Raw genomic sequence first — 19828 nt, forward strand, 5'->3', positions numbered from 1 at the left:
GTGTCTCTTTCTAATCCTCTTACGCGCACGGCCGACAAAGCCGGCGTGATCGGTGCCATCGTCACGGCGATGGGCTGCGCGGCGTGCTTTCCCGCCCTCGCCAGCCTGGGTGCCGCCATCGGGCTGGGCTTTTTGAGCCAGTACGAGGGCGTGTTCATCCGTTACCTGTTGCCGCTGTTCGCTGTTATCGCCTTGCTGGCCAATGTGATCGGCGGACTTCGTCATCGGCAATGGCCACGGATGGTCCTTGGCCTGATCGGTCCCATCCTGGCGCTGGCGGCCGCCTTGCTCATGAGCACCATGGGGTTGCCCACGGCGTGGTTGCTCTATCCCGGTCTGGTGTTGATGGTCGCGGTATCGATCTGGGATCTGGTATCTCCGCCGGGGAAAATTCACGGCGGAGTGAACCAAGGCCAGACCTGTTGTTGAGTGGCCGCCATGGCCTTCCACTGGCGGTGTTCTTGGATCAAGCCCACGAATAGCCAGCGACCAGACCCCTCGGCATTACATCCGGAGATGAAACACATGAAGGCGTGGCTGATTGCCAAGAAAACCGATCTCATCACAGCGGCGATCGTCATGGGCATCGTGCTGCTGCTGGTCGTCGTCGTGCCCTATTGCTGTTGAACGGTGCAGTGTCGGTACCGTGGCGGTTTGCACTCCGACTTGCCGGCTTAACGGTGTGCGTTCTGTCTGAAACCCAAGCGACGGCACACCCTCATTTGCCAGGAACACCATGAACGAACAAACCCTCACCGTGACCGGCATGACTTGCGCGGATTGTGCTCGGCATGTCGAAAAGGCGCTCAAGACGCTACCTGACATCGTCGTGGCCGACGTCGCCTACCCGCAAGGCGTGGCGCACATCCGCAGCATCCAGCCCTTGAGTCTGGAGCAGCTCAACGCGACCTTGCCAAAGAACTACCGCGTCGCTGCAGCCCCATCAGCGCAGGTCGACACGCCCGCGGCCAAGCCATCCATGCTCAATCAGACATTGGACACGTTGGACAGTTTCCTCAAACCTCGTGACGGTGTCGGCACCAAGCCCGCTGATTCGGAGCAGCATCTGCACATCGCGGTGATCGGGACCGGTGGCGCGGCCATGGCCGGCGCGATTCGGGCCGCTGAGCGTGGCGCGCGAGTCACCGTAATCGAGCGCGACACGGTCGGCGGCACCTGCGTCAACACCGGTTGTGTGCCGTCCAAAATCATGATCCGCGCTGCCCACGTAGCCCACACGCGGCGCCACAGTCCGTTTGACGACGGTATCTCCGCGTCGGTTCCGGTGATCCGGCGCGACATTCTGTTGGCCCAGCAGCAGGCAAGAGTCGTGGAACTGCGGCAGGCCAAATACGAGCGCATCCTCGACGAGAATGCGGCAATCACGCTGCTGCACGGTGAAGCGCGTTTCATGGACGACCACACGTTGCGCGTGCGCCTCGCCGGAGGCGGCGAGCGCACGCTGGCGTTCGACCGTTGTCTGATTGCGGTGGGTGCCCGGCCAGCGCTGCCGCCGATTCCGGGCTTGGCCGGCACACCGTATTGGACCTCCACCGACGCGCTGGTGGCCAACACGATCCCGCCGCGACTGCTGGTGATCGGTGCGGCGGTGGTCGCTGCCGAGCTGGGTCAGACCTACGCGCGGCTGGGCAGCCAGGTGACGATGATCGCGCGCAGCGAGCTATTCTCCCACGAGGATCCGGCCATCGGTGAGGCCATCAGCCAGATATTTGCCGATGAGGGTATCCACGTGCTGCGTCAGACCCAGACCCGGTCGGTGCGCCACGAAAACGGCGAGTTCATTCTTGACACCACCGCCGGCGAGCTGCGTGGCGACGCCCTGCTGGTGGCCACCGGTCGCACGTCCAATGGCGACACGCTGGATCTGGCCAAGGCCGGCGTGCGCGTGGCAACAAACGGCGCCATCGAAATCGACGCGCAGTTGCGCACCTCGGCCACGCGCATCTATGCCGCTGGCGACTGCACCGACCAACCACAGTTCGTCTACGTCGCGGCGGCGGCCGGTACCCGCGCCGCAATCAACATGACCGGCGGCGCCGCCGCGCTGGACCTGTCGACCATGCCGACGGTGGTGTTCACCGAGCCGCAGATCGCAACGGTGGGATTGAGTGAGGCCAAAGCGCGCTCGAAGGGCATCGACATCGACAGTCGCACGCTCAGCCTGGACAACGTGCCACGTGCATTGGCCAACTTTGACACCCGCGGCTTCATCAAGCTGGTGGTCGAGGCCACCAGCGGCAAGCTGCTCGGCGTGCAGGCGGTGGCCGATGGCGCCGGCGAGCTGATCCAGACCGCAGCCATCGCGCTGCGCGCCGGGATGACGGTGACCGAACTGGCCGATCAACTGTTCCCGTACCTGACCATGGTCGAGGGGCTCAAGCTGGCCGCCCAGACGTTCAGCAAAGATGTCAAACAACTTTCCTGCTGTGCAGGTTGAAGGAGACCATGGCATGAAAGATCCATGCAAACAGCTGGGCGGTCCGCTCGACGCGCTGTTCGCCGCAGCCTGCTGCCTGGGCCTGCCGCTGCTGCTGAGCGCGCTGTCGGCGGCGGGCCTGGACTTTCTGGTCCGACGTGATCCTGATTTCGCTGCTGGTAACGCTTGTCGCGCTGAATTTGTGCCTGCTGTGGCGCGCCACCGGTGGGCATGCGCATCGATACCCGTTTGGCCTGGGCGTAGTCGGCGGCGTGCTGGCGGTGGTTGGTTTGTATATCGACCCGCTGGCGGCAGCGCTGGGATTAATCTTGCCGGTGGCCGCGAGTGTTTGGGATTTTTTCAACGGCCGACGTGCAAGGACCTGCACACGCTGAGCACCCATCCGATGGGCGCCGACCTGATCGGCAGGAGTTTGCCGTGAGCCAACAAAGTTATGACCTCGTCGTGATCGGCAGCGGCACCGCCGCAAATGTCATCGCGTTCAACTGCCGCAAGGCCGGCTGGTCGGTAGCCGTGATTGACCATCGTCCATTCGGCGGCACCTGCGCATTGCGCGGCTGCGACCCGAAGAAGATGCTGATCGCCGCCACCGAGGTGATCGACGGCTTCGCGCGCATGGGCGCCATTGGCACGGTGTGGGGCGACATCCACATCGACTGGGCCGCGCTGCAACGGCACAAGCGTTCGTTCACCGATCCGGTGCCGGAAAAGCGCGAACACGCCTACGCCGAACATGGCATCGACGCCTACCACGGGCGCGCCCGTTTCAGCGGGCCGAACACGATCGTGGTGGGGGACGCCACACTCAGCGCGCGGCACATCGTGATTGCGGCCGGCGTGGAACCTGAGCAGCTGCCGATCGAAGGTGCAGGACACCTGGCACTGAGCGACGATTTCCTCGAGCTCGAAGCGCTGCCCCGGCGCATCATCCTGGTCGGCGGCGGCTATATCGGCTTCGAATTCGCCCACATCGCGGCGCGCGCCGGCGCCCAGGTGACCGTACTCAACCGCAGCGCGCGTCCATTGGCAGGCTTCGATCCGGACCTGGTGGGATTGCTGCTCGGGCGCACCCGCGCACTCGGCGTGGACGTACGCCTGGATCACGAAGTGAAAGCGGTACGCAAGCGCGGCGATGTTTTCGAGGTTGACGCACAGCACGCGGATGGCCGTGTGACGATGACCGCCGACCTGGTGATTCACAGCGGCGGTCGCGCGCCCGCACTGGAAGCGCTCGACCTGGACGCTGCCGGCATTGCGCATGAGCACGGCAAGTTGCGCCTGGATGAGCATTTGCACAGCACGACCAACGCAGCGATATATGCCGCCGGCGATGCAGCCGGTGGGCCATTGCCGCTGACCCCGGTGGCCGCGCTCGAAGCCCGCACAGTGGTCGACAACCTGTTGCATGACAAGCACACCACGGTCGACTACACGGGCATCCCCAGCGCCGTATTCACCCTACCGACGCTGACCCGCGTCGGCCTGCTGGAGGCAGAAGCGAAGGCGCAAGGCCTGCGCTACAAGGTCGCCCACGCCAGCGTACCCGGCTGGTTCACCGCCCGCCGCGTCAACGAGCCGTGCTATGGCTACAAGGTGCTGGTGGAGGAGGGCAGCGAGCGCATCCTCGGCGCCCACCTGATCGGTCCGGACGCGGCCGAGGTGATCAACCTGTTCGGTTTCGCCATGCGCAGCGGGCTCGGTGCCGACGCGATCCGGCACGCCACCTTTGCCTACCCCACCGCAGCATCGGATATTGAATCCATGTTGCCGTGACGCAGGGTCTTCAGCGACGGTCGCCGTCCAGTGATTCGAGAATCGGACAACCGTCTTTGCTGCCGGCGCACAGGTTCAACAGCAAACGCAGCTCGTTGCGCAGCAGGCGCAACGACTTCAGCCGGGTTTCCACCTGGGCCAGTTTTTCGCCGGCCACACGGCGCACATCGGCTCGCGCCTGCTGCGGGCGTTCGCGCAAATGCAGCAGGTTGCCGATCTCGGTCAGCGAAAAATTCAATGCGTGCCACCCGCCCGCGCTGTGCCTTCACGGCTTCGTAGATCTGGCGCAGCGGGCCCTGCGCCTCGTCCTCGCGAATTTCGTCGATCCATCCCACTATGCATTCCTCTTTGATGTGTTGCCTTGGTCGCGGCCTGCTGCTCGCGCAGCGTATGCCAGCGCGGCACCGAGATCGGGCAGTGCGGGGATGTTCAACCAAGAGTATTCCGGCGGTCGGCCAGCGCGGTTGATCCACATCGCGCCCCATCCGCACGATGCTGCGCCGGCGGCATCCCAGCCGTTGGATGAGTGGAACGCGATGGATGCTGGGGGAACTCCAAACGACTTCGCTGCCGCGGTATAGACCTTCACATCCGGTTTGAAGACACCGACCGCATGCGCCGAGTAGACAACGTCGACCAGATCGTCCAGACGCGCAGCGCTGAGGGCTGTCGCCAACATCGACTCGGTCGCGTTGGAAAACACTGCCACCCGCACGCCAAGCGATCGATAGGCAGCCAGCGCGTCGCGTACCTCGGGATAGGCATCGAGTTCACGGTAGGCGTTCAACAGTGCGGAACGCAGGGTGGCATCACGGTAATTGAATCGCGCCATGGCGTAATCGAGTGCCTCTGCGGTGATTTGCCAGAAGTCGGCATAGCGTTGCATCAGGCTGCGAGTCCAGCTGTATTCCAGCTGCTTCAGTCGCCACAGCTCGGACACCTGTTCGGCATCGGGACCCATTCGATCAGCCAGTCTGGCCACTGCCGAATGCACATCGAACAGTGTGCCGTAGGCATCGAACACAGCAATGGTGGCGGCGGACATGGTCAGTGGATCTCCCTCAACTGGTTGTGACGCGGATGGGCTAGTCGTGCGTCAGGCGTGTGTGCGCGCCCGTCGCCCGTCGATCGTCAGGCTGTCGGTATCACGCAGCAAGTAAAGTGCGAGGCACGCCGCCAACATCGGCCAAGCGGTAAAGAACAGCAGGTTCGCGCCCTCATGCGGGTGCAGGTATTGCTGCCATGCAGACAAGGTGGAGCCGGCATGCAACAGCAGCACGGCGCCATACGAGACGCGGCGCGCAAATCCGGTGACAAAAGCCAGCAGCAGCAACAGTTCGAGTACACCAAGGATGACGAATGCAGACGCGCCGAACCCACCCAGGGCGTAGAAGTTGGCGAATACGCCAGCGGCGTGCTCGGGGTGGGGGAACTTGTCCACAGTCCACATCAACATCACCATCACCAGGAACACGGTCAGTCGCATCCCAAGCAGTGACAGACTCAGGCGTTTTGCAGCGTTCATGAGCTAACTCCGCCGAAGGCGGAATGCGAGCGACGGTAGCGCAGATGAGGTCATCTGGTTGTGGCGGTGTAGTGAGTGAGCAACCAGCAGCGCTTGCTTCGAAGCGTCACCTGTTCTGGCATCTCAGTTGCGATCCACCAGAACCTCGCTGATCTGGATCACCGGAGCGATATTGGTGAAGTTGGTCAAGTCCTGCATGAGTTCGGCAGTGTGCGGGCCGAAACCTTCCTGGAAGGCTTCGACCGAGTCACAGAATATGTGGCTGATACCGATATAGGTCGGTGACGTGCCGGGCGATCCACCAGCCAAGCCCTGGTCCACCGTGTAAAACCGGCAACTCTCGCCCATCCGCCTCTTTACGAGCGGCATATGCGCGTTGCAGTAATACGCATGGTCGAATCGCGCGCCCGGAGTATGGGGGTACATCACACTTATCTTAATCATTTTCTTCTTGGCCATGTTGAGAGAGGAATGCCTCACACCGGTCATGACTCGTTCCGTGGTCGGTCGTGACCTGCGTCTGCATATTGCCTGTCGGTGCAAGCGCGGACACGCATGCTTTTGCATGCACTCGATGCAATCGACTCGGATAAGCCGCCCTTGAGGTGGTGGCTTATCCAGGCGGACGGTGCTTACTTGGACGCGATGATGGCGTCCTTCGCTTCCTTAGTACTTACGACGTCATTCGCAATCATCTGGAAGTTTGTCAACGCAGCGGCGTAGCCGTCCAGTCCGGGCAATTGCGCGGCGGCGGTGGCGTCCTTCACCACTTCAACTTCAAAGCCCTGCTCCAGCAGGTAGCGCAAATGGCTTTCGACGCAAAGGTTGGCCGACATGCCCGCAAGAATCACTTTCGAGATACCGTGCTTGCGAAGCTGCAGCACTAGGTCGTTGGTTTCCGGCCCATAAACCTTGTGCGGGCTGGTGACGATGGTCTTGCCGTCATTGATGTACTTTTTGTACTGGGGCATCCAGTCGGCGCCGGAATTCTCGAACCCCTCCAGGTTCAGCGGGCCTTTGCGGTCAAACATGCCCATTTTGTGCATCGCCACTTCCAGCGGCCCGCCAAATTTCCAGTGGTGGTCCCACGGGTAGTAGTAGTGCGGCGAGATCAGCACCTGCATGTTGCTGTCTTTGGCGGCCTTGAACAGGGTGTCAAGGTTCTCGACGGTGTGATTTGCCTGAATGCTCTTGCCCACCAGAGCCCATGTCACCCCCTTGGGGCTGAGGAAATCGACTTGCGGATCAATGATCACCAGTGCCGTATTGGCCCGGTCGACCTGCATGGTTGTTTTGGGTAGTTGGGCATGGGCCGGGATGGCCGCCATTCCCAGTCCCGCGGAAATCGCGACGATGGCGATGGCTTTTTGCAGGTAATACATGGTTTTCTCTCCAGTTTTCCGATTCGTTCTAAGTGGACCTGAATTCACGGCCGGCACGGCCACGCCCTTCCGCTGCCCGACTGGTGAAAGCCACGGCGTAGGGTTTAATCCGCGCGGAAGCGCGTGGCGATTGCGAATTGCCGTCGAACTAGGCCTGGCGCTTCCACGCCTCGCCGGAAAACTCGACGTTGGTGGGAGTCCCCATCAGGTGATTGGCGTAGTTGCTGAGTGTCTTCATCGTCACACCGAGTACGACTTCCAGCGCCTGCTGATGCGTGAAGCCGGCTTTGAAAAAGGCTTCCAGTGGCGCGCCGATGACCCAGCCACGCTCCTTCACCATGGTGCGGGTGAACACAGACAGTGCCTGCAGCCGCGCGTCCGGCAACGCGGTGCGGTTGCGCAGCGCGTCGACGACGGCATCGGGGGCCTTGGCCATCTTGCGCGCGATCATCGAGTGTGCAGCGACGCAGAATTCACAGCCGTTTTCTACGCTGACCGTCAACAACACCACCTGACGTTCAATCGGGTTGAACGAGGTCTTGTCCAACAGTGCGCCGAGGCTCAGATAGGCTTCCAGAGCCGCTGGCGCGTTGGCAAGGTTGGCGTACAGATTGGGCACGAACCCCATCTGCTTCTGGGCGCCCTGTAGCAGCGCGCGCGCTGCCTCGGGAGCGGAGTCGGGGGTGTGCAAGGTAAATTCGCTCATGGGTGGTACTCCCTCATTGGATAGGCGGCCGGTCGCATGTCGCTAAGGCCATGGACATACTTTGGCAGTGAGACAGCGCTGTAACCATGCCCGCAGCGCGCGCATGCTTGTCTGGGCGTCTTGATTGATCGGGAGCGGCTGTGGACGAATTGAGTGCGTTGATGCGCCATTTGCACTTGCAAACGCGCGTATTCCATCAGTCCACCCACTGTGGACAGTGGGTGGTTGATGGCGAGTACGAGCGCAAGGCGATGTTTCATCTGGTGGCCAGCGGTCGCTGCGTAATGCACTACGGCGAGGCATCCAACGAGGTGATCTTGCACGCTGGTGACGCGGTGTTGTTCAACCGCCCGCAGGACCACTGCCTGATCGCCTCGCTGGATGACGCTAGCGACGCGACGACGTTGTTGTTGTGTGGCTACTTCGAGTTCGAATCGCCGCTGGCGGAGATACTGCTGGCGTCGTTGCCGGCGCAGATGTTGCTGCGCCGCGAGCCGAGTCCGCATAGTGGATCGTCCGGCGCCCCGGCGGCCTTGCTGCAACTGATCATTGCCGAAGCGGAAGCCGGCGGTCCCGGTGCCGTGGTCTTGATGGACAAGCTTGCCGATGCGCTGTTCATGTACGCACTGCGGCAATGCCTCGCGGCAGGCACCGTCAAGCAGGGGCTTCTGACTGCAATTTCCGACCCTCATCTGGGCCCCGCGCTGCTGGCCTTGCACCACGCTCCGCAGCAAGCGTGGACGGTCGCCACACTTGCCGACACGGTGCATCTGTCACGTGCCGCGTTCGCGCGTCGCTTCGCGCAATCGGTGGGGACATCCCCGATCGACTATGTCACGGCCTTGCGCATGCAACAGGCACACGCGGCGCTGGCGGAGCGTGGCGTCAGTGTGGCCGAGGCAGCGGTGATTGCCGGCTATGCGACCGAGGCGGCGTTCAGCCGTGCCTTCAAGCGCTTCCACGGGCGTTCGCCAGGCGCGCTGCGCACGTCGTGATACAGCGCTGAATCCGATCGGTGGTTGGTCTGCTCTATACCAGTGAGAACGTTGTACAGCGGGCACATCAGTTCACGGCCACTCCCCCGCGTGAACACGGGCCGTGAATCCCTGGCTTGCTCAGCCCGCTGTACGCGTCCTCACTTGCCCGATTCAATCGATCCAGTCGTGCGCGAGCAGCTGCTGGAGATCGCCGATCGCTGCTCGGTGCACCGGGCGCTGAACAGAGAGATCGAGATTCGCACCCGTGCAGGAAATGGCGACGCGCTGGACACGTTCTCGCAAGAGCGTCACGCAAGCCCGCCGGATATCATCGATAAAACTTGAACCTGGAGAAAATCATGCGTGCCATCTGGAAAGACAGCGTCATCGCTGAAAGCGACCACACCGTTTTGGTCGAGGGCAATCACTACTTCCCACCGGAGTCGCTCAAGCGTGAGCATTTCCATGACAGCAGTCAGCAGTCTGTATGTCCTTGGAAAGGTACGGCCAGCTATTTCGATGTGGTCGTGGGCGAGGAGGTCAATCCCGGAGCAGCTTGGTATTACCCGGAGCCCAAATCGGCGGCAGCGGAAATCCGGGGTCATGTTGCGTTCTGGCAAGGCGTGACCGTGCAAGCCTGACGCGGGACGACAGCCCGGAGCGCACCGCGAATCCCTCGCAAAGGCGCATCAGCAGTTCGGTAATCGGCCATTGGCGTCGGCGCTGTACGGGATGGCTGTTGCTCGGCGTCGCCCTGTGCGGGTTGACGGGATGCGCCACCCGTGTGTGGAACACGCGGATCAAGCCGGTCGGGGTGGAGGATCGCTACGAGTTCAGCACGCGCTTCGCACACGCTTCCCGCGACACCTTTGTCGTGCTGGCCTTCTCCGGTGGTGGCACGCGCGCGGCGGCCTTCAGCTACGGCGTGCTGGAAAAGCTGCGCGAGACCGTCATCGCGGTGGACGGGCAACCGACACGGCTGCTGGATCTGGTGGACGTCATCACCTCGGTCTCGGGCGGTAGCTACACCGCCGCGTATTACGGCCTGTTCGGCGACCGCATATTTGACGGCTTTCCCTCCCGCTTCCTGTATCGCAACTGGCAGGGTGAGCTGGTGGGTCTGCTGCGGCGACCCGATCATCTGCTCTCGATCGCCAATGCCTATTACAACCGCAGCGATCTGGTCGCGGCCCACCTCAGTCGCACGCTGCTCGTTGGCAAGACGTTCGCCGACATGTCGTCGGCCGGCCTGCCAATGATCATCCTCAATGCCAGCGAGCTGAACAACGCCACTACCTTTTCCTTCATCCAGCCGCAGTTTGATTTCCGGTGCTCAGATCTGTCGACCTACCCGGTGGCCAACGCGGTGATGGCCTCGGCGACGGTGCCCGGGCCGTTCGCGCCGATCGCACTGCGAAACTACTCCGATTGTCCGCAACGCCATAAACCGTGGGTGGCGCAATCGCTGGCGCACGACGACCTGCTGGCGTGCCGCTACGCCGTGGCGTTGGCCTTGTCGCGCTACGACGATTCGAAAGAGATGCCGATACTGCGCCTGGTCCACGGCGGCGTGACCGACAATCTCGGCGTGCGCGGCTCGATGATGAGTCCGGTGGCGCAGTACGGCAACGTGCCGGACATGACCGGCGCATTCACGCTCGAACAACTGCGTCGCGTGCGGCACGTGCTGGTCGTCGTCGCCAATGCGCAGGTCTATGCGCCCTATTCATGGTCGGAGAGCGGCCGCGGGCCAATCCTCACTGACACCGTGCCCGCCTCGTTCGATGTCGCGCTGGGCATTCTCAACAATGAGACTGCGGCGTTGGCGAAGGGTGGCTTTCTGATGTGGGCGCAACACGTCAACGCGATGCGCGCGCCGACCGCGCCCAAGGTGAATGTGAACTTTGCCGTACTGACCTTCAACCAGATCACGGACCCCGTCGCGCGGCAGCGCTTCAACGCGATGCCGACCACGTTTCATTTGCATCCCGACCAAGTCGATGCGTTGCGTGCCCTGTCTGCCCGGTTGTTGATGCAGGCACCGGAGTTTCAGGGGTTCTTGCGTGAACTGCGCAGCGATGCGGCGGAAACAGCCGCCCCGGCCATCGATGCGAAAGCCGAAGTGGATTCGGTGCCACTCAGGTGATGGCGCCTGACCGGTGACAAGGATGTCCCGGCATGTCGCGTTCGCCTCGCAGCCAACGCCACGAATCGAGCGCGTCGAACACCAGCGACACGCCGTTGACGGCCAGCAGCAGGGTGGCAAGCGCAATTTCGGCCCCTGTGGGTGGCAGCGCGCCGATCACGCCTGACAGCCGTGGCGCCAGCGCGATTTCCAGCGGTATCCAGGCCAGCAGGTGCGGCAGCGACGCGGCCGACTGCCGCGAAGCAAGCACTTCGGAATGTAGCCGCGACTCGCTTGCCGAACAGTCGGGTGAGTTGCACGCGTGGTCGTGGCGTTGTCCCTAGGATGTAGCCGAACGGCTTCCGGGGTTGGGCTGACTGGAAGTCATTTCCACCATCGCGAGAGTTGGACCAGAGCGCCATCGGCGTTGGTCCGGGGCGGTTCTCGTCCGATTGGCTGTCTGCGCGATCCTTGCCTGGTGCCGAGACGCGTGTTCAGCCCGACCAGAGCTGCGATGCTATGGCAGCAATGGGTTTTGAATCCTTTGCACCCGGCGGATGCTCCATAAGTCGGAAATCACCCATAACACGCGGCGACCCTGTCGCAGGAACGAGGACAGCATGCGGCACGATCCACTGCTTGTAGAAGCAGCCCGACAAGGCGACATGGCTTCGTTGGAACTGTTGCTGGGCCATTGCCGGCCGGACCTGCAGCGCATTGCACAGAGCCAGTGTTCCAGTAGTGTGGACCCGGATGATGCCGTGCAGGAATCGCTGCTGCTGATCTATCGGCGCATCGGTGCGTTGCGCACGGTGGCGGCGTTTCCGGCGTGGACGTTTTCAATCGTGCGTCGCGAATGCCACCGCCTCTGGCGCGCCATGCATGGCGAACTGGCCATGGAGAACGAAAAGCTGCCAGCGCAGGTATACACAGATCACTTTGGACTGCGCGGCGATCTGGCGGCAGCGATCCAGTCGCTGCCGGAGAAATACCGCGAGGCGATTATCCTGCGTGATTTTGAGGAATTCTCGATCAGCGAGATTGCCGACCAGTTGCTGTTGACCCGGCCGGCCGTAAAAAGCCGCATCCACCGCGGCCGGCAAATGGTGCAGGAGTACCTGAAAGGCTGATGGCGTATCGATTCGCAACGACAGGCAACGCGACCAGCGCTGCAGCGAGCGACCCCGGCGCGCGATCTTCGCGCGGGTACGCTCAGGCTGACCGTGCCGCGGATCGGTTGGTCGGGCCGTGTCGGACGGGGCGGGGCGTGATCGATCGTCGCGTAACCACAACCGCCGAGTCAGCGAAGACCAGAGAGGATAGTCTGGTGACGGGTGATTCATGCGGCACAGGTTGCCCCAGTTCGGGTATACGCGCCGGCTCACCGCAAGTACAAATCGTCCGCGCGCAGCATCTATTGGCTGGCCCACCATCAACGATTTCCCAGGCGCTCCCATCGCATGACAGGTAGACACACACCGATTCGCTGGCTGATCGGCATCGTGCTGTTGGGCGCGGTAGTGGCGTTCTTTGCACTGGGTTTGCAGCACCAGCTCAGCCTTAAGATCCTGAAGGCGCGGCAACAGGGTCTGGATGCCTGGCATCAGGCTCATTCGCTGTTGCTCGCGGCCGGCTTCTTGCTGCTCTAACGTGTTTGGTCCCGTGCGATTCTCTCTCCGCCCGGGCCGACTCGCGTTTGAGCGTGGCCATCTCCTGATCCCGGGGGACACCTGGGCCAATGAAAGCCTTGGTCTTGTCGGTCTCCAACTCTCGTCGCCAACGGCCACTGGCAACGTGGTTCGAATGAGAACACTAGCGGACTGCTGCGGCAGTACTTTCCCAAAGGGATGGATCTCTCGAACGTGTCGCAAGCCAAACGCGAAGCAATGGATCGAAAGTTGAATGAACGCCCCAGGAAAACGCTAGGCTATGTGGCACTAGCGGAGTTGTATCGGCAAACCGTTGCGTCGATCGGTTGAATCCGCCACCCGTTGCGGTCATACACGACGGTCCGCTTTCCTGCAGCTGAAGCCTTATGCTGGCGTCGTGGAAGGGCGATGAGTCCGTCCTGCGTCAGCGCAGCAACCCACGCGAAACAGCCTCCATGATTCCCGGGCAGAAGGTTCGCGCTACCCGTGAATCCTTTTGCCGCCTGACGGCCTCTATGGGGTACTGGGGCCATTCCGGTCCTATCCATGGAGACAAATTCATGAACAGCACCCAACTTCTCAAGACCGCCCTGACCTGTGCCGCCACCCTCGGCATGGCGTCAGTAGCTTCGGTTGCGCTCGCGCAGAAACCGATGATGCAAATGACGCCGCAAATGATGCAGATGCAGCAGCAAAAAACCATGACGATGATGAAGAAGATGAAATATGCGACCTGCTACGGAGTCAACGCTGCCTACAAGAATGACTGCCAGTCACCAGGCCATTCCTGTGCCGGCCAGGATTCCAAGGCCAGCGATCCGCAGGCCTTCGTCGCCATGCCCGCAGGGCTGTGCACGAAAATCGCCGGCGGCAGCCTGACCAAGGCCTGAGCGTCACCCCGTGACGAATCGAGCCGCCACGGGCGTGCAACCGATGCCGGTCGCAGTCGGCATCGGTCTGCGCGCGCCCCACGTCACGCGTGTGCTGATCGAGCGCCCACGCATCGCATGGCTGGAGACGCACAGCGAGAACCTGTTCGCTGCCGGTGGCGGCCTGCATCACGCCATGGAACAGATCCGTGCCAACTACCCCTTGAGCCTGCACGGTGTTGGATTGTCGCTGGGTTCCGCCGATGCGCTGGATAGCACCCACCTGCAACGGTTGAGATCGCTAGTAAACCACTACCAACCGGAGCTGGTGTCGGAACACTTGTGCTGGGGTGCGATCGGCGGGCGCCACAGTAATGATCTGCTGCCCATGCCGTTCACCGAAGAAGCGGTGACCTTGATGGTGTTGCGGATCGGGCAGGTGCAGGACACTCTGAAGCGCCAGATCCTGGTCGAGAACGTCTCTACGTATCTGCGCTTTCGTGGCGGCGAATACACCGAATGGGAATTTGTGACCGAAGTGGTACGGCGCAGCGGCTGCGGCCTCCTGTGCGACGTCAACAACATCTACGTCAACAGCGTCAACCACAGTTTCGATCCGCACGTGTATCTGCGCTCGCTGCCACGCGAAGCAATCCAGGAAATTCATCTGGCCGGTTTCACCCGCAAAGAGGGCCTTCCGGTGCCACTGTTGATCGACTCGCATAGCCGCCCGGTGGATGCGGCAGTATGGGATTTGTACGCCGAGGCGATCGAGCTGTTCGGCCCGACGCCGACTCTGATCGAATGGGATCAGGACATCCCCGAGCTCGAGGTATTGCTGGACGAGGCGGCCCACGCGCAGAAGGTGCTGGATGCAAGCTGTATCAGTACTGTCTGAACTTCAACGGCGTTTCCTCGCGGCGCTTTACGACGACACCACGCCCGGTCCGGTCGAGACGATAGCCGGCAATGGACTGGAACCGTCCGCTCGCTTGCGCATCTACCGCCACAGTTGCAACGAGATTCAGACCGGTGCGCTGCGCGCCGCCTACCCCGCGGTACTGGCCGTGGTCGGTGCGGCGTTCTTTAATCAAACCGCACGCGACTACCGTCACGCGCATCCGTCGATGCACGGCAACCTGCAAGGCTTTGGTGCTGACTTTGCTGACTATCTGGAATCGCTTTCATCGCTTTCCGGGTTCCTTTACGTGCCTGATGTCGCGCGGCTGGAATGGCAGCGCCAGTTGAGTGCGCTCGCGGCCGATGCCGAACCGGTCCCGCCGGAGGCCGTCGCACAGCAACAGGTGCACACCGACGGATCGCTCAAGATTGACCTGCACCCGGGTGTCCACTTGCTTGCCAGCCGGCATCCGGTGCTAACGATCTGGCGCTACGCGACAGCCCCGACACCCGCAGGCCTGCAATTGACGGGTGCTGGCGAACAAGTGGTGTTGTGGCGCGAGGGCGGTGAGGTCGCGATGGCCACGCCGGATGCTGCCAGCTTCGCCTGCGTCGACGCGTTGTCGCGTGGCAAGTCCGTGGGGCTCGCGCGCGCCGTGGCGCTTGCCATTGACCCTAACTTCGATTTACCAGCGTGTCTCGACAATCTGGCAGGGCACCGATTAATCGTTGCCCTGTACCCAACCGCCCCGAACGAGGAACCCGTGCCATGCCACTGATACAACGCCTGACCGATGACTACGCCCGTGGCGCCGACTGGCTCGCCGCCTGGGTTGGCCCGTTCACGCTTTTGTTCCTGCGCATCTGGGTGGCACTAGCTTTCTGGCACGCCGGCGTGGTCAAGTTCGAAGACCCGATGGGCACGCGGTTTCTGTTCAACGTGATGTATCAGGTGCCGCTGCTGCCGTCAGATTTCGCGGCGATGCTGGGCACCTGGATCGAACTTATCGTGCCGTGGTTCATCGCCTTCGGCCTGCTCGGTCGGCTGTCAGCGCTGTTCCTGTTCGTCTACAACATCATCGCGTTCGCCTCGTTCCCGGCCCTGTGGCCACACGGTTTCTGGACGGGGCTGTTCAACACCTCGGACTTCGCCGACCACAAGATCTGGGGCTTGATGCTGCTGGCCGTGATCGCGCAGGGACCGGGGCGGTTGTCGCTGGATGCATTGTTCATGCGTATCGGTAAGACCCTTGGCCTGCGCCGCAGCACGCGGGAACCCACGTTGTAGTGGCTGCCTTGCACGGCGACCTAGCCATGGCAGGCGCTCCCACACGGGTCCGTGACATCGGCGCTTCGTACACAGTTGTGGCGCGTGCGGCGTGGATGTTCGGGGTAGTTACGCCCGCGGTGCGTCAGCATGAGTGTTGGGGTCGACGGCAACCAGACCCGCGTGTGGGTGATCATGGCCACCCCAGGTGTCGATTGGTGCGTGCCGCCGGCTGCTGCAGATGCGATCGGTATGGTAGGCAATTCAGCCGGTCTGCAGTGAAGCGATCACGGATGGACGGAATCGCCGCGCTGGCACCGGTGGACATCTACGCCGCTGGTGATTGCACCGACCAGCCACAGTTCGTCTACGTGGCGGCGGCGGCCGGCACGCGCGCGGCCATCAACATGACCGGTGGTGAAGCGGTGCTGGACTTGACCACTATGCCAGCGGTGGTGTTCACCGAGCCCCAGGTCGCGACCGTGGGCCTATCGAGCCACGACGCTCACGTGGTGGCCGCGAATCTCCTCAAAGGCAATCATCGGAAACCGGATTATCGAGGCTTGCCGAGCGTCGTCTTCACCATCCCGCCCATGGCGACCGTGGGGCTGAGCGAAGCCACAGCTCGCGAACGAGGACTGAAGTTCAAAATCAAATAGCAAAAGGCCTCGGACTGGTTCACGGCACGCCAAGCGGCAGAGCCCGTCTACGGATTCAAGGTGTTGGTCGACGAGGCCAGCGATCGTATATTGGGCGCCCATCTCGTGGGTCCGTATGCCGAAGACGCCATCTATCTCTTCGCACTCGCGATCCGCCACGATCTCACCGCTGCGGACCTGAAGAGCACGATATTCGCTTACCCAACCGGCGCCTTCGACATTGGTTACATGCTCTGAGCATTCGCCTTAGAAATGGCGCCTAGCCCGGCAGGGGCTTCGCGATCGTGTGTTGCTTGTCCAACAGATGGAGGAGCGGATCACCTGAAAGGTATCGAGACCGATAGCCGCACGCTTTCACTCGACAACATGCCGCGGGCATTCGTCAACTTCGACACCTATGGGTTTATCAAGCTGGTCGCCGAGGCCGGCAGCGGCCGGCTCATCGGTGTGCAGGCAGTCACACCAGAAGCAAGCGAGATCATTCAGACCGCCGCACTGGCCATCCGGGCACGCATGACGGTGCAGGAACTTGCTGACCAGTTGTTCCCGTACCCGAATCGAAGCGCATCGCCGGACAGGAGACTGCCCACTGGCAGTTTCAATGCAGCCGCAATGCGTCACTGCGCCCATCTGCGGAGTGCTTTGGGTGGGTGCGTCGCGTTGACTGATGAGCGATTCGCTGATCGTCGACGGCCGATGTCGTGCGCATGTCTTCGTCAGCCGACAATCTCCTCTTGACTTTGGGGTGCACTCCAAGGTGCAGCATGCACATAACGCGGCACCGCTTGGCAGAGCGCCTACACAAGACAAAGCGCCGATCGCGGCTAATCGAAAGGAGTCATTCATGAGAAACAGGATCGATTTTACCGTGATCGGCGACGAGCGAATCCACTGCGGCGGTTGCGAAACCCGCATTCACTTTGCACTGCAGCGCATGCCGGGTGTACGGCATGTGGCCGCGGATGCTGAGACCCAGCGAGTCGCGGTCACACTTGATCCGGGATTGCTGACTGCGGATCAAATACAGGCGCGGCTCAAGGAGCTTGGGTTCGATACCGAGGTGGCATCATGACAGCTACAACGACCGTTGAAGCCGCTCCGCCTTTCTGGAGCGAAGAACCCTCCAATCTGCCTGGCCGGCGGCGCATCCGCGCGCGCATCGGTGGACTGCATTGTTCGCTCTGCACTGGCACGATCGAAAAGGCGCTGGGCAAGCGACCCGGCGTTGACAAGGTCGCGGTAAGCCTGACCCACGAACAGGCGCTGATCGAGTACGACCCAAACGTGGCCCGCGCCGAGGATCTGCTGCGGACGCTCAAGGAAATTGGCTATACGGTTTCCGATCCACGCAAGCTGCGTCCGTACGATGAAGAAGAACACGCGCTGGTGCGCGAGCGTGGCCGCTTCCTGACCGCCCTGACGGCCAGCATCGCCTCGATGGGTCTGGTCGGCTACCCGGTCGACAGCGCCTGGTTTGTGCTTTGCATGTTTTCTCTCGTGAGCCTCGTCGCATTCGCCTTCGTCGTGTTGCGCGGCTACGGTCTGCAGCGTGCGCTGGCTGGCACGGCTCTGCTCGCGGCGTTCGGCGCAACGATCTATTACTTCAAGCTGCGTAGCACGTTCGGCGCGTCTGTCCCCTGGCTTACCGGCGCGCTCGCGCTGGTGCTCATCTTCGGGGTGGGCCAACACATTGTGAGAATGGCGTTCATGGCGCTGCGGCGTGGCATTCTCAACCAGCACGTGCTGGTGGAGTTCGGGGCCTTCGCAGGGCTGGCGGGTGGGTTGATCGGCTTGGCATTACACCCCGTAGGCTATCCGACGGAAGCGTTTTTCGCGGTGGTGGTGATGGTGCTCAGCTATCACATCTTTTCCGAATGGCTGTCCCTGATTGTCAAAACCCGCAGTTCGCAGGCGGTCAAGAAGCTGTTGGACCTCGAACCTGACGTTGCCTGTCTCGTCCGAGATGGTCAGGAACGCGAGGTGCCGCTCGAACAGGTGCGCGTCGGCGACCTGGTACGTATCCGCCCAGGCGGTCGCGTGCCGGTTGACGGCCAGGTCGAATCGGGTGAATCGGACGTGGACGAATCGCTCGTCACCGGTGAGCCGCTACCTGTCGAGAAGCGCAGCGGAGACCGGGTCGTGAGTGGCGCGCTGAACGGACACGGCACGCTGCTCGTGCGTGTCAGTGTAGTCGGGGAAGACAGTTTTCTCAGGCAGGTGATTCGCAGCGTCGAGGACGCCCGCGCCCTTAAACCCGGCTTACTGCATTTGGTGGACCGCGTGCTGCGCGTGTACACACCGCTCGTGCTGTTCATCGCCGCCGCCGCGGCCCTGTTCTGGCTCGTCGGTCCTCTGCTGATCGGCGCCACGCCAGATCTGCAGCGCGCTGTGTTTGCGGGCCTCAGCGTGCTGGTCATGGGCTACCCGTGCGCGGTGGGGATTTCGGCCCCACTGTCGATCGTTCGCGGGGCAGGCGAAGCGGCCGAACGCGGCGTGCTGATGCGCACCGGCGAAGCGTTTCAGGCGCTGCGACGCGTGAACCGCGTGGTGTTCGACAAGACCGGCACGCTGACCGAAGGCCGCCCCGCGTTGCGGCATATCGCCGCTACGACTGGCACCGAGGACGAACTGCTCGCGCTTGCCGCAGCGGTAGAGGCTTTTTCTGAGCACCCACTCGCGCGGGCGGTGGTGGAGGAAGCGTTTAAACGTGGTCTTGCACTGCCTGAAGTCGAGGGATTCCGAGCCATCACCGGCCAGGGCGTCCGCGCGCAGTTGAGCACGACAACGCTGCTGGTCGGCAGCCCGTCGTTTCTCGCGGCCGAAGCCGTCGATCTCGCGGCCCAGCACGAACGCATCAATGAGCTGGAAGCACCCGGATTGACCGTGATTGGCGTGGCGCGCAACGGCGTTCTACTCGGTCTGCTGGCGCTAGGCGATGCACTGCGGCCCGACGCGGCCGACACTGTGCGTCGCCTGCACGCACTCGGTATCCGCACCAGCCTGATCACGGGCGACAACGAACAGGCGGCACACCATTTCGCTCGTGCCGCCGGGATCCAGGAAGTGCATGCACGTGTGCTGCCGGCCGGGAAAGCCGTCTTGATCCGGGAGCTGCAGAAGGATGCGCGGGTGGCGATGGTTGGCGACGGCATCAACGACGCACCGGCACTGATGCAAGCCGATGTCGGCATTGCCTTCGGCAGCGGCGCTGACATTGCGATCGAGTCAGCCGACGTAGTCATCCTCAACCAGCGGCTCGGTGCGGTACTGGAGGCCTATGCGGTCAGTCGCAACAGCTATCGCAAGATCGTGCAGAACGTCTCGCTGGCCTTCCTGTTCAACGGTATCGGGATTCCAGCGGCCGCCACCGGACTCATCCATCCGATATGGGGCATGGTTGCGATGGCCGCAAGCGTGACCGCGATCTTTATCAACTCGTTGTGGGGCCGAGGTGACTATTTCTTCGAGGCCATCCGTGCGGTCGGGCATCCGCCTCAGACGCCATCCAGCGCAACCACATCCTGACGAAAAACAAGTC

The 19828-nt window shown here is 62.4% G+C and carries 25 protein-coding genes and 4 pseudogenes; 21 read left to right on the plus strand and 8 right to left on the minus strand.

Annotation, left to right across the window (positions count from 1 at the left end; translation table 11 throughout):
• The 4 genes from merC (at position 1) to AC3WJB_RS10930 (ending at position 4231) form a co-directional block, all read left to right on the plus strand.
• Entirely contained in the window at positions 1 to 429 is a 429-nt protein-coding gene (gene merC, locus AC3WJB_RS10915) for an organomercurial transporter MerC (protein ID WP_492681461.1), read from the plus strand.
• A gap of 307 nt (positions 430 to 736) precedes the next feature.
• Positions 737 to 2458 (plus strand): mercury(II) reductase, encoded by a 1722-nt coding sequence (gene merA, locus AC3WJB_RS10920; RefSeq protein ID WP_492681463.1) that lies wholly within the window; start codon positions 737 to 739, stop codon positions 2456 to 2458.
• Between the two features lie 13 nt (positions 2459 to 2471).
• Entirely contained in the window at positions 2472 to 2879 is a 408-nt protein-coding gene (locus tag AC3WJB_RS10925; protein ID WP_492681465.1) for a hypothetical protein, read from the plus strand.
• Complete coding sequence (locus AC3WJB_RS10930; RefSeq protein ID WP_492681467.1) at positions 2876 to 4231, plus strand: dihydrolipoyl dehydrogenase family protein; 1356 nt, start codon at positions 2876 to 2878, stop codon at positions 4229 to 4231. Before AC3WJB_RS10925 ends, AC3WJB_RS10930 begins: the two co-directional genes overlap by 4 nt.
• Positions 4232 to 4241: 10 nt before the next feature.
• On the opposite strand, the gene AC3WJB_RS10935 is transcribed toward AC3WJB_RS10930, so the two are convergent.
• From AC3WJB_RS10935 to AC3WJB_RS10960, 6 genes are all read right to left on the minus strand, one after another.
• Positions 4242 to 4469 (minus strand): MerR family DNA-binding protein, encoded by a 228-nt coding sequence (locus AC3WJB_RS10935; RefSeq protein ID WP_492681469.1) that lies wholly within the window; start codon positions 4467 to 4469, stop codon positions 4242 to 4244.
• A gap of 96 nt (positions 4470 to 4565) precedes the next feature.
• Positions 4566 to 5276, minus strand: a complete 711-nt coding sequence (locus tag AC3WJB_RS10940; RefSeq protein ID WP_492681471.1) for a haloacid dehalogenase type II — start codon at positions 5274 to 5276, stop codon at positions 4566 to 4568.
• 51 nt (positions 5277 to 5327) lie between these two features.
• Complete coding sequence (locus tag AC3WJB_RS10945; RefSeq protein WP_492681473.1) at positions 5328 to 5756, minus strand: hypothetical protein; 429 nt, start codon at positions 5754 to 5756, stop codon at positions 5328 to 5330.
• A gap of 123 nt (positions 5757 to 5879) precedes the next feature.
• On the minus strand, positions 5880 to 6200 hold the full coding sequence (locus tag AC3WJB_RS10950) for an EthD family reductase (protein WP_492683182.1): 321 nt from the start codon (positions 6198 to 6200) through the stop codon (positions 5880 to 5882).
• Positions 6201 to 6388: 188 nt separating this feature from the next.
• Complete coding sequence (locus AC3WJB_RS10955; protein WP_492681475.1) at positions 6389 to 7138, minus strand: cysteine hydrolase family protein; 750 nt, start codon at positions 7136 to 7138, stop codon at positions 6389 to 6391.
• A gap of 148 nt (positions 7139 to 7286) precedes the next feature.
• Positions 7287 to 7829 carry a carboxymuconolactone decarboxylase family protein gene (locus AC3WJB_RS10960; protein WP_492681477.1) on the minus strand — a complete coding sequence of 181 codons (543 nt, stop codon included), beginning with the start codon at positions 7827 to 7829 and terminating at the stop codon, positions 7287 to 7289.
• Positions 7830 to 7984: 155 nt separating this feature from the next.
• Here AC3WJB_RS10960 and AC3WJB_RS10965 point away from each other — a divergent pair, with 155 nt between their 5' ends.
• From AC3WJB_RS10965 to AC3WJB_RS10980, 4 genes are all read left to right on the plus strand, one after another.
• The gene (locus AC3WJB_RS10965; RefSeq protein WP_492681479.1) at positions 7985 to 8839 is read left to right on the plus strand and encodes an AraC family transcriptional regulator; all 855 of its coding nucleotides are present in this window, start codon (positions 7985 to 7987) and stop codon (positions 8837 to 8839) included.
• A 168-nt stretch (positions 8840 to 9007) separates the two neighbouring features.
• Entirely contained in the window at positions 9008 to 9166 is a 159-nt protein-coding gene (locus AC3WJB_RS10970) for a hypothetical protein (RefSeq protein WP_492681481.1), read from the plus strand.
• Between the two features lie 14 nt (positions 9167 to 9180).
• The gene (locus AC3WJB_RS10975; protein WP_492681483.1) at positions 9181 to 9462 is read left to right on the plus strand and encodes a DUF427 domain-containing protein; all 282 of its coding nucleotides are present in this window, start codon (positions 9181 to 9183) and stop codon (positions 9460 to 9462) included.
• Between the two features lie 98 nt (positions 9463 to 9560).
• Entirely contained in the window at positions 9561 to 10967 is a 1407-nt protein-coding gene (locus tag AC3WJB_RS10980) for a patatin-like phospholipase family protein (protein ID WP_492683184.1), read from the plus strand.
• On the opposite strand, the gene AC3WJB_RS10985 is transcribed toward AC3WJB_RS10980, so the two are convergent.
• On the minus strand, positions 10960 to 11217 hold the full coding sequence (locus AC3WJB_RS10985) for a hypothetical protein (protein ID WP_492681485.1): 258 nt from the start codon (positions 11215 to 11217) through the stop codon (positions 10960 to 10962). The genes AC3WJB_RS10980 and AC3WJB_RS10985 overlap by 8 nt on opposite strands.
• Before the next feature lie 394 nt (positions 11218 to 11611).
• On the opposite strand from AC3WJB_RS10985, the gene AC3WJB_RS10990 reads away from it, so the two are divergent.
• Together AC3WJB_RS10990 and AC3WJB_RS10995 are read left to right on the plus strand one after the other, a co-directional pair.
• The gene (locus tag AC3WJB_RS10990) at positions 11612 to 12076 is read left to right on the plus strand and encodes an RNA polymerase sigma factor (RefSeq protein ID WP_492681487.1); all 465 of its coding nucleotides are present in this window, start codon (positions 11612 to 11614) and stop codon (positions 12074 to 12076) included.
• 330 nt (positions 12077 to 12406) lie between these two features.
• On the plus strand, positions 12407 to 12595 hold the full coding sequence (locus AC3WJB_RS10995; protein WP_492681489.1) for a hypothetical protein: 189 nt from the start codon (positions 12407 to 12409) through the stop codon (positions 12593 to 12595).
• Between the two features lie 19 nt (positions 12596 to 12614).
• Here the strand turns inward: AC3WJB_RS10995 and AC3WJB_RS11000 are convergent.
• Positions 12615 to 12728: pseudogene (locus AC3WJB_RS11000) on the minus strand (IS3 family transposase); the annotation flags it as partial.
• Positions 12729 to 12733: 5 nt separating this feature from the next.
• Between AC3WJB_RS11000 and AC3WJB_RS11005 the strand changes: the two are divergent.
• The 11 genes and pseudogenes from AC3WJB_RS11005 to AC3WJB_RS11055 all read left to right on the plus strand — a co-directional run.
• Positions 12734 to 12925 (plus strand): annotated as a pseudogene (locus AC3WJB_RS11005) (IS30 family transposase); the annotation flags it as partial.
• Between the two features lie 230 nt (positions 12926 to 13155).
• The gene (gene bufA1 / locus AC3WJB_RS11010; RefSeq protein WP_492681491.1) at positions 13156 to 13485 is read left to right on the plus strand and encodes a BufA1 family periplasmic bufferin-type metallophore; all 330 of its coding nucleotides are present in this window, start codon (positions 13156 to 13158) and stop codon (positions 13483 to 13485) included.
• 43 nt (positions 13486 to 13528) lie between these two features.
• Complete coding sequence (gene bufB, locus AC3WJB_RS11015; protein WP_492681493.1) at positions 13529 to 14362, plus strand: MNIO family bufferin maturase; 834 nt, start codon at positions 13529 to 13531, stop codon at positions 14360 to 14362.
• Positions 14337 to 15143: an HvfC/BufC family peptide modification chaperone gene (locus tag AC3WJB_RS11020; RefSeq protein ID WP_492681495.1), complete on the plus strand. Its 807-nt coding sequence runs from the start codon at positions 14337 to 14339 to the stop codon at positions 15141 to 15143. The genes bufB and AC3WJB_RS11020 overlap by 26 nt, the downstream gene beginning before the upstream one ends.
• On the plus strand, positions 15134 to 15652 hold the full coding sequence (locus AC3WJB_RS11025) for a DoxX family protein (RefSeq protein WP_492681497.1): 519 nt from the start codon (positions 15134 to 15136) through the stop codon (positions 15650 to 15652). Before AC3WJB_RS11020 ends, AC3WJB_RS11025 begins: the two co-directional genes overlap by 10 nt.
• Before the next feature lie 129 nt (positions 15653 to 15781).
• The gene (locus tag AC3WJB_RS11030) at positions 15782 to 15913 is read left to right on the plus strand and encodes a hypothetical protein (RefSeq protein WP_492681499.1); all 132 of its coding nucleotides are present in this window, start codon (positions 15782 to 15784) and stop codon (positions 15911 to 15913) included.
• Positions 15914 to 15954: 41 nt separating this feature from the next.
• A pseudogene (locus tag AC3WJB_RS11035) lies at positions 15955 to 16140 on the plus strand (mercury(II) reductase); the annotation flags it as partial.
• Between the two features lie 210 nt (positions 16141 to 16350).
• Entirely contained in the window at positions 16351 to 16527 is a 177-nt protein-coding gene (locus tag AC3WJB_RS11040) for an oxidoreductase dimerization domain-containing protein (protein WP_492681501.1), read from the plus strand.
• A gap of 81 nt (positions 16528 to 16608) precedes the next feature.
• Positions 16609 to 16842: pseudogene (locus AC3WJB_RS11045) on the plus strand (oxidoreductase dimerization domain-containing protein); the annotation flags it as partial.
• A gap of 115 nt (positions 16843 to 16957) precedes the next feature.
• Positions 16958 to 17362, plus strand: coding sequence for a heavy-metal-associated domain-containing protein (locus tag AC3WJB_RS11050; protein ID WP_492681503.1), 405 nt, complete (start codon positions 16958 to 16960; stop codon positions 17360 to 17362).
• Positions 17359 to 19815, plus strand: coding sequence for a heavy metal translocating P-type ATPase (locus tag AC3WJB_RS11055; protein WP_492681505.1), 2457 nt, complete (start codon positions 17359 to 17361; stop codon positions 19813 to 19815). Before AC3WJB_RS11050 ends, AC3WJB_RS11055 begins: the two co-directional genes overlap by 4 nt.
• Positions 19816 to 19828 lie beyond the last annotated feature (13 nt).

It is taken from the genome of Rhodanobacter sp. FW510-R10, from assembly GCF_058781105.1.

What these genes read in the sequence shown, in the direction of transcription:
- merA (WP_492681463.1), top strand. Translation starts at nt 737, where the DNA reads ATGAACGAACAAACCCTCACCGTGACCGGCATGACTTGCGCGGATTGT.
- AC3WJB_RS10925 (WP_492681465.1), top strand. Translation starts at nt 2,472, where the DNA reads ATGAAAGATCCATGCAAACAGCTGGGCGGTCCGCTCGACGCGCTGTTC.
- AC3WJB_RS10940 (WP_492681471.1), bottom strand. Translation starts at nt 5,276, where the DNA reads ATGTCCGCCGCCACCATTGCTGTGTTCGATGCCTACGGCACACTGTTC.
- AC3WJB_RS10945 (WP_492681473.1), bottom strand. Translation starts at nt 5,756, where the DNA reads ATGAACGCTGCAAAACGCCTGAGTCTGTCACTGCTTGGGATGCGACTG.
- AC3WJB_RS10950 (WP_492683182.1), bottom strand. Translation starts at nt 6,200, where the DNA reads ATGATTAAGATAAGTGTGATGTACCCCCATACTCCGGGCGCGCGATTC.
- AC3WJB_RS10955 (WP_492681475.1), bottom strand. Translation starts at nt 7,138, where the DNA reads ATGTATTACCTGCAAAAAGCCATCGCCATCGTCGCGATTTCCGCGGGA.
- AC3WJB_RS10975 (WP_492681483.1), top strand. Translation starts at nt 9,181, where the DNA reads ATGCGTGCCATCTGGAAAGACAGCGTCATCGCTGAAAGCGACCACACC.
- AC3WJB_RS10990 (WP_492681487.1), top strand. Translation starts at nt 11,612, where the DNA reads ATGGCTTCGTTGGAACTGTTGCTGGGCCATTGCCGGCCGGACCTGCAG.
- AC3WJB_RS10995 (WP_492681489.1), top strand. Translation starts at nt 12,407, where the DNA reads ATGACAGGTAGACACACACCGATTCGCTGGCTGATCGGCATCGTGCTG.
- bufA1 (WP_492681491.1), top strand. Translation starts at nt 13,156, where the DNA reads ATGAACAGCACCCAACTTCTCAAGACCGCCCTGACCTGTGCCGCCACC.
- bufB (WP_492681493.1), top strand. Translation starts at nt 13,529, where the DNA reads ATGCCGGTCGCAGTCGGCATCGGTCTGCGCGCGCCCCACGTCACGCGT.
- AC3WJB_RS11020 (WP_492681495.1), top strand. Translation starts at nt 14,337, where the DNA reads ATGCAAGCTGTATCAGTACTGTCTGAACTTCAACGGCGTTTCCTCGCG.
- AC3WJB_RS11025 (WP_492681497.1), top strand. Translation starts at nt 15,134, where the DNA reads ATGCCACTGATACAACGCCTGACCGATGACTACGCCCGTGGCGCCGAC.
- AC3WJB_RS11030 (WP_492681499.1), top strand. Translation starts at nt 15,782, where the DNA reads ATGAGTGTTGGGGTCGACGGCAACCAGACCCGCGTGTGGGTGATCATG.
- AC3WJB_RS11050 (WP_492681503.1), top strand. Translation starts at nt 16,958, where the DNA reads ATGAGCGATTCGCTGATCGTCGACGGCCGATGTCGTGCGCATGTCTTC.
- AC3WJB_RS11055 (WP_492681505.1), top strand. Translation starts at nt 17,359, where the DNA reads ATGACAGCTACAACGACCGTTGAAGCCGCTCCGCCTTTCTGGAGCGAA.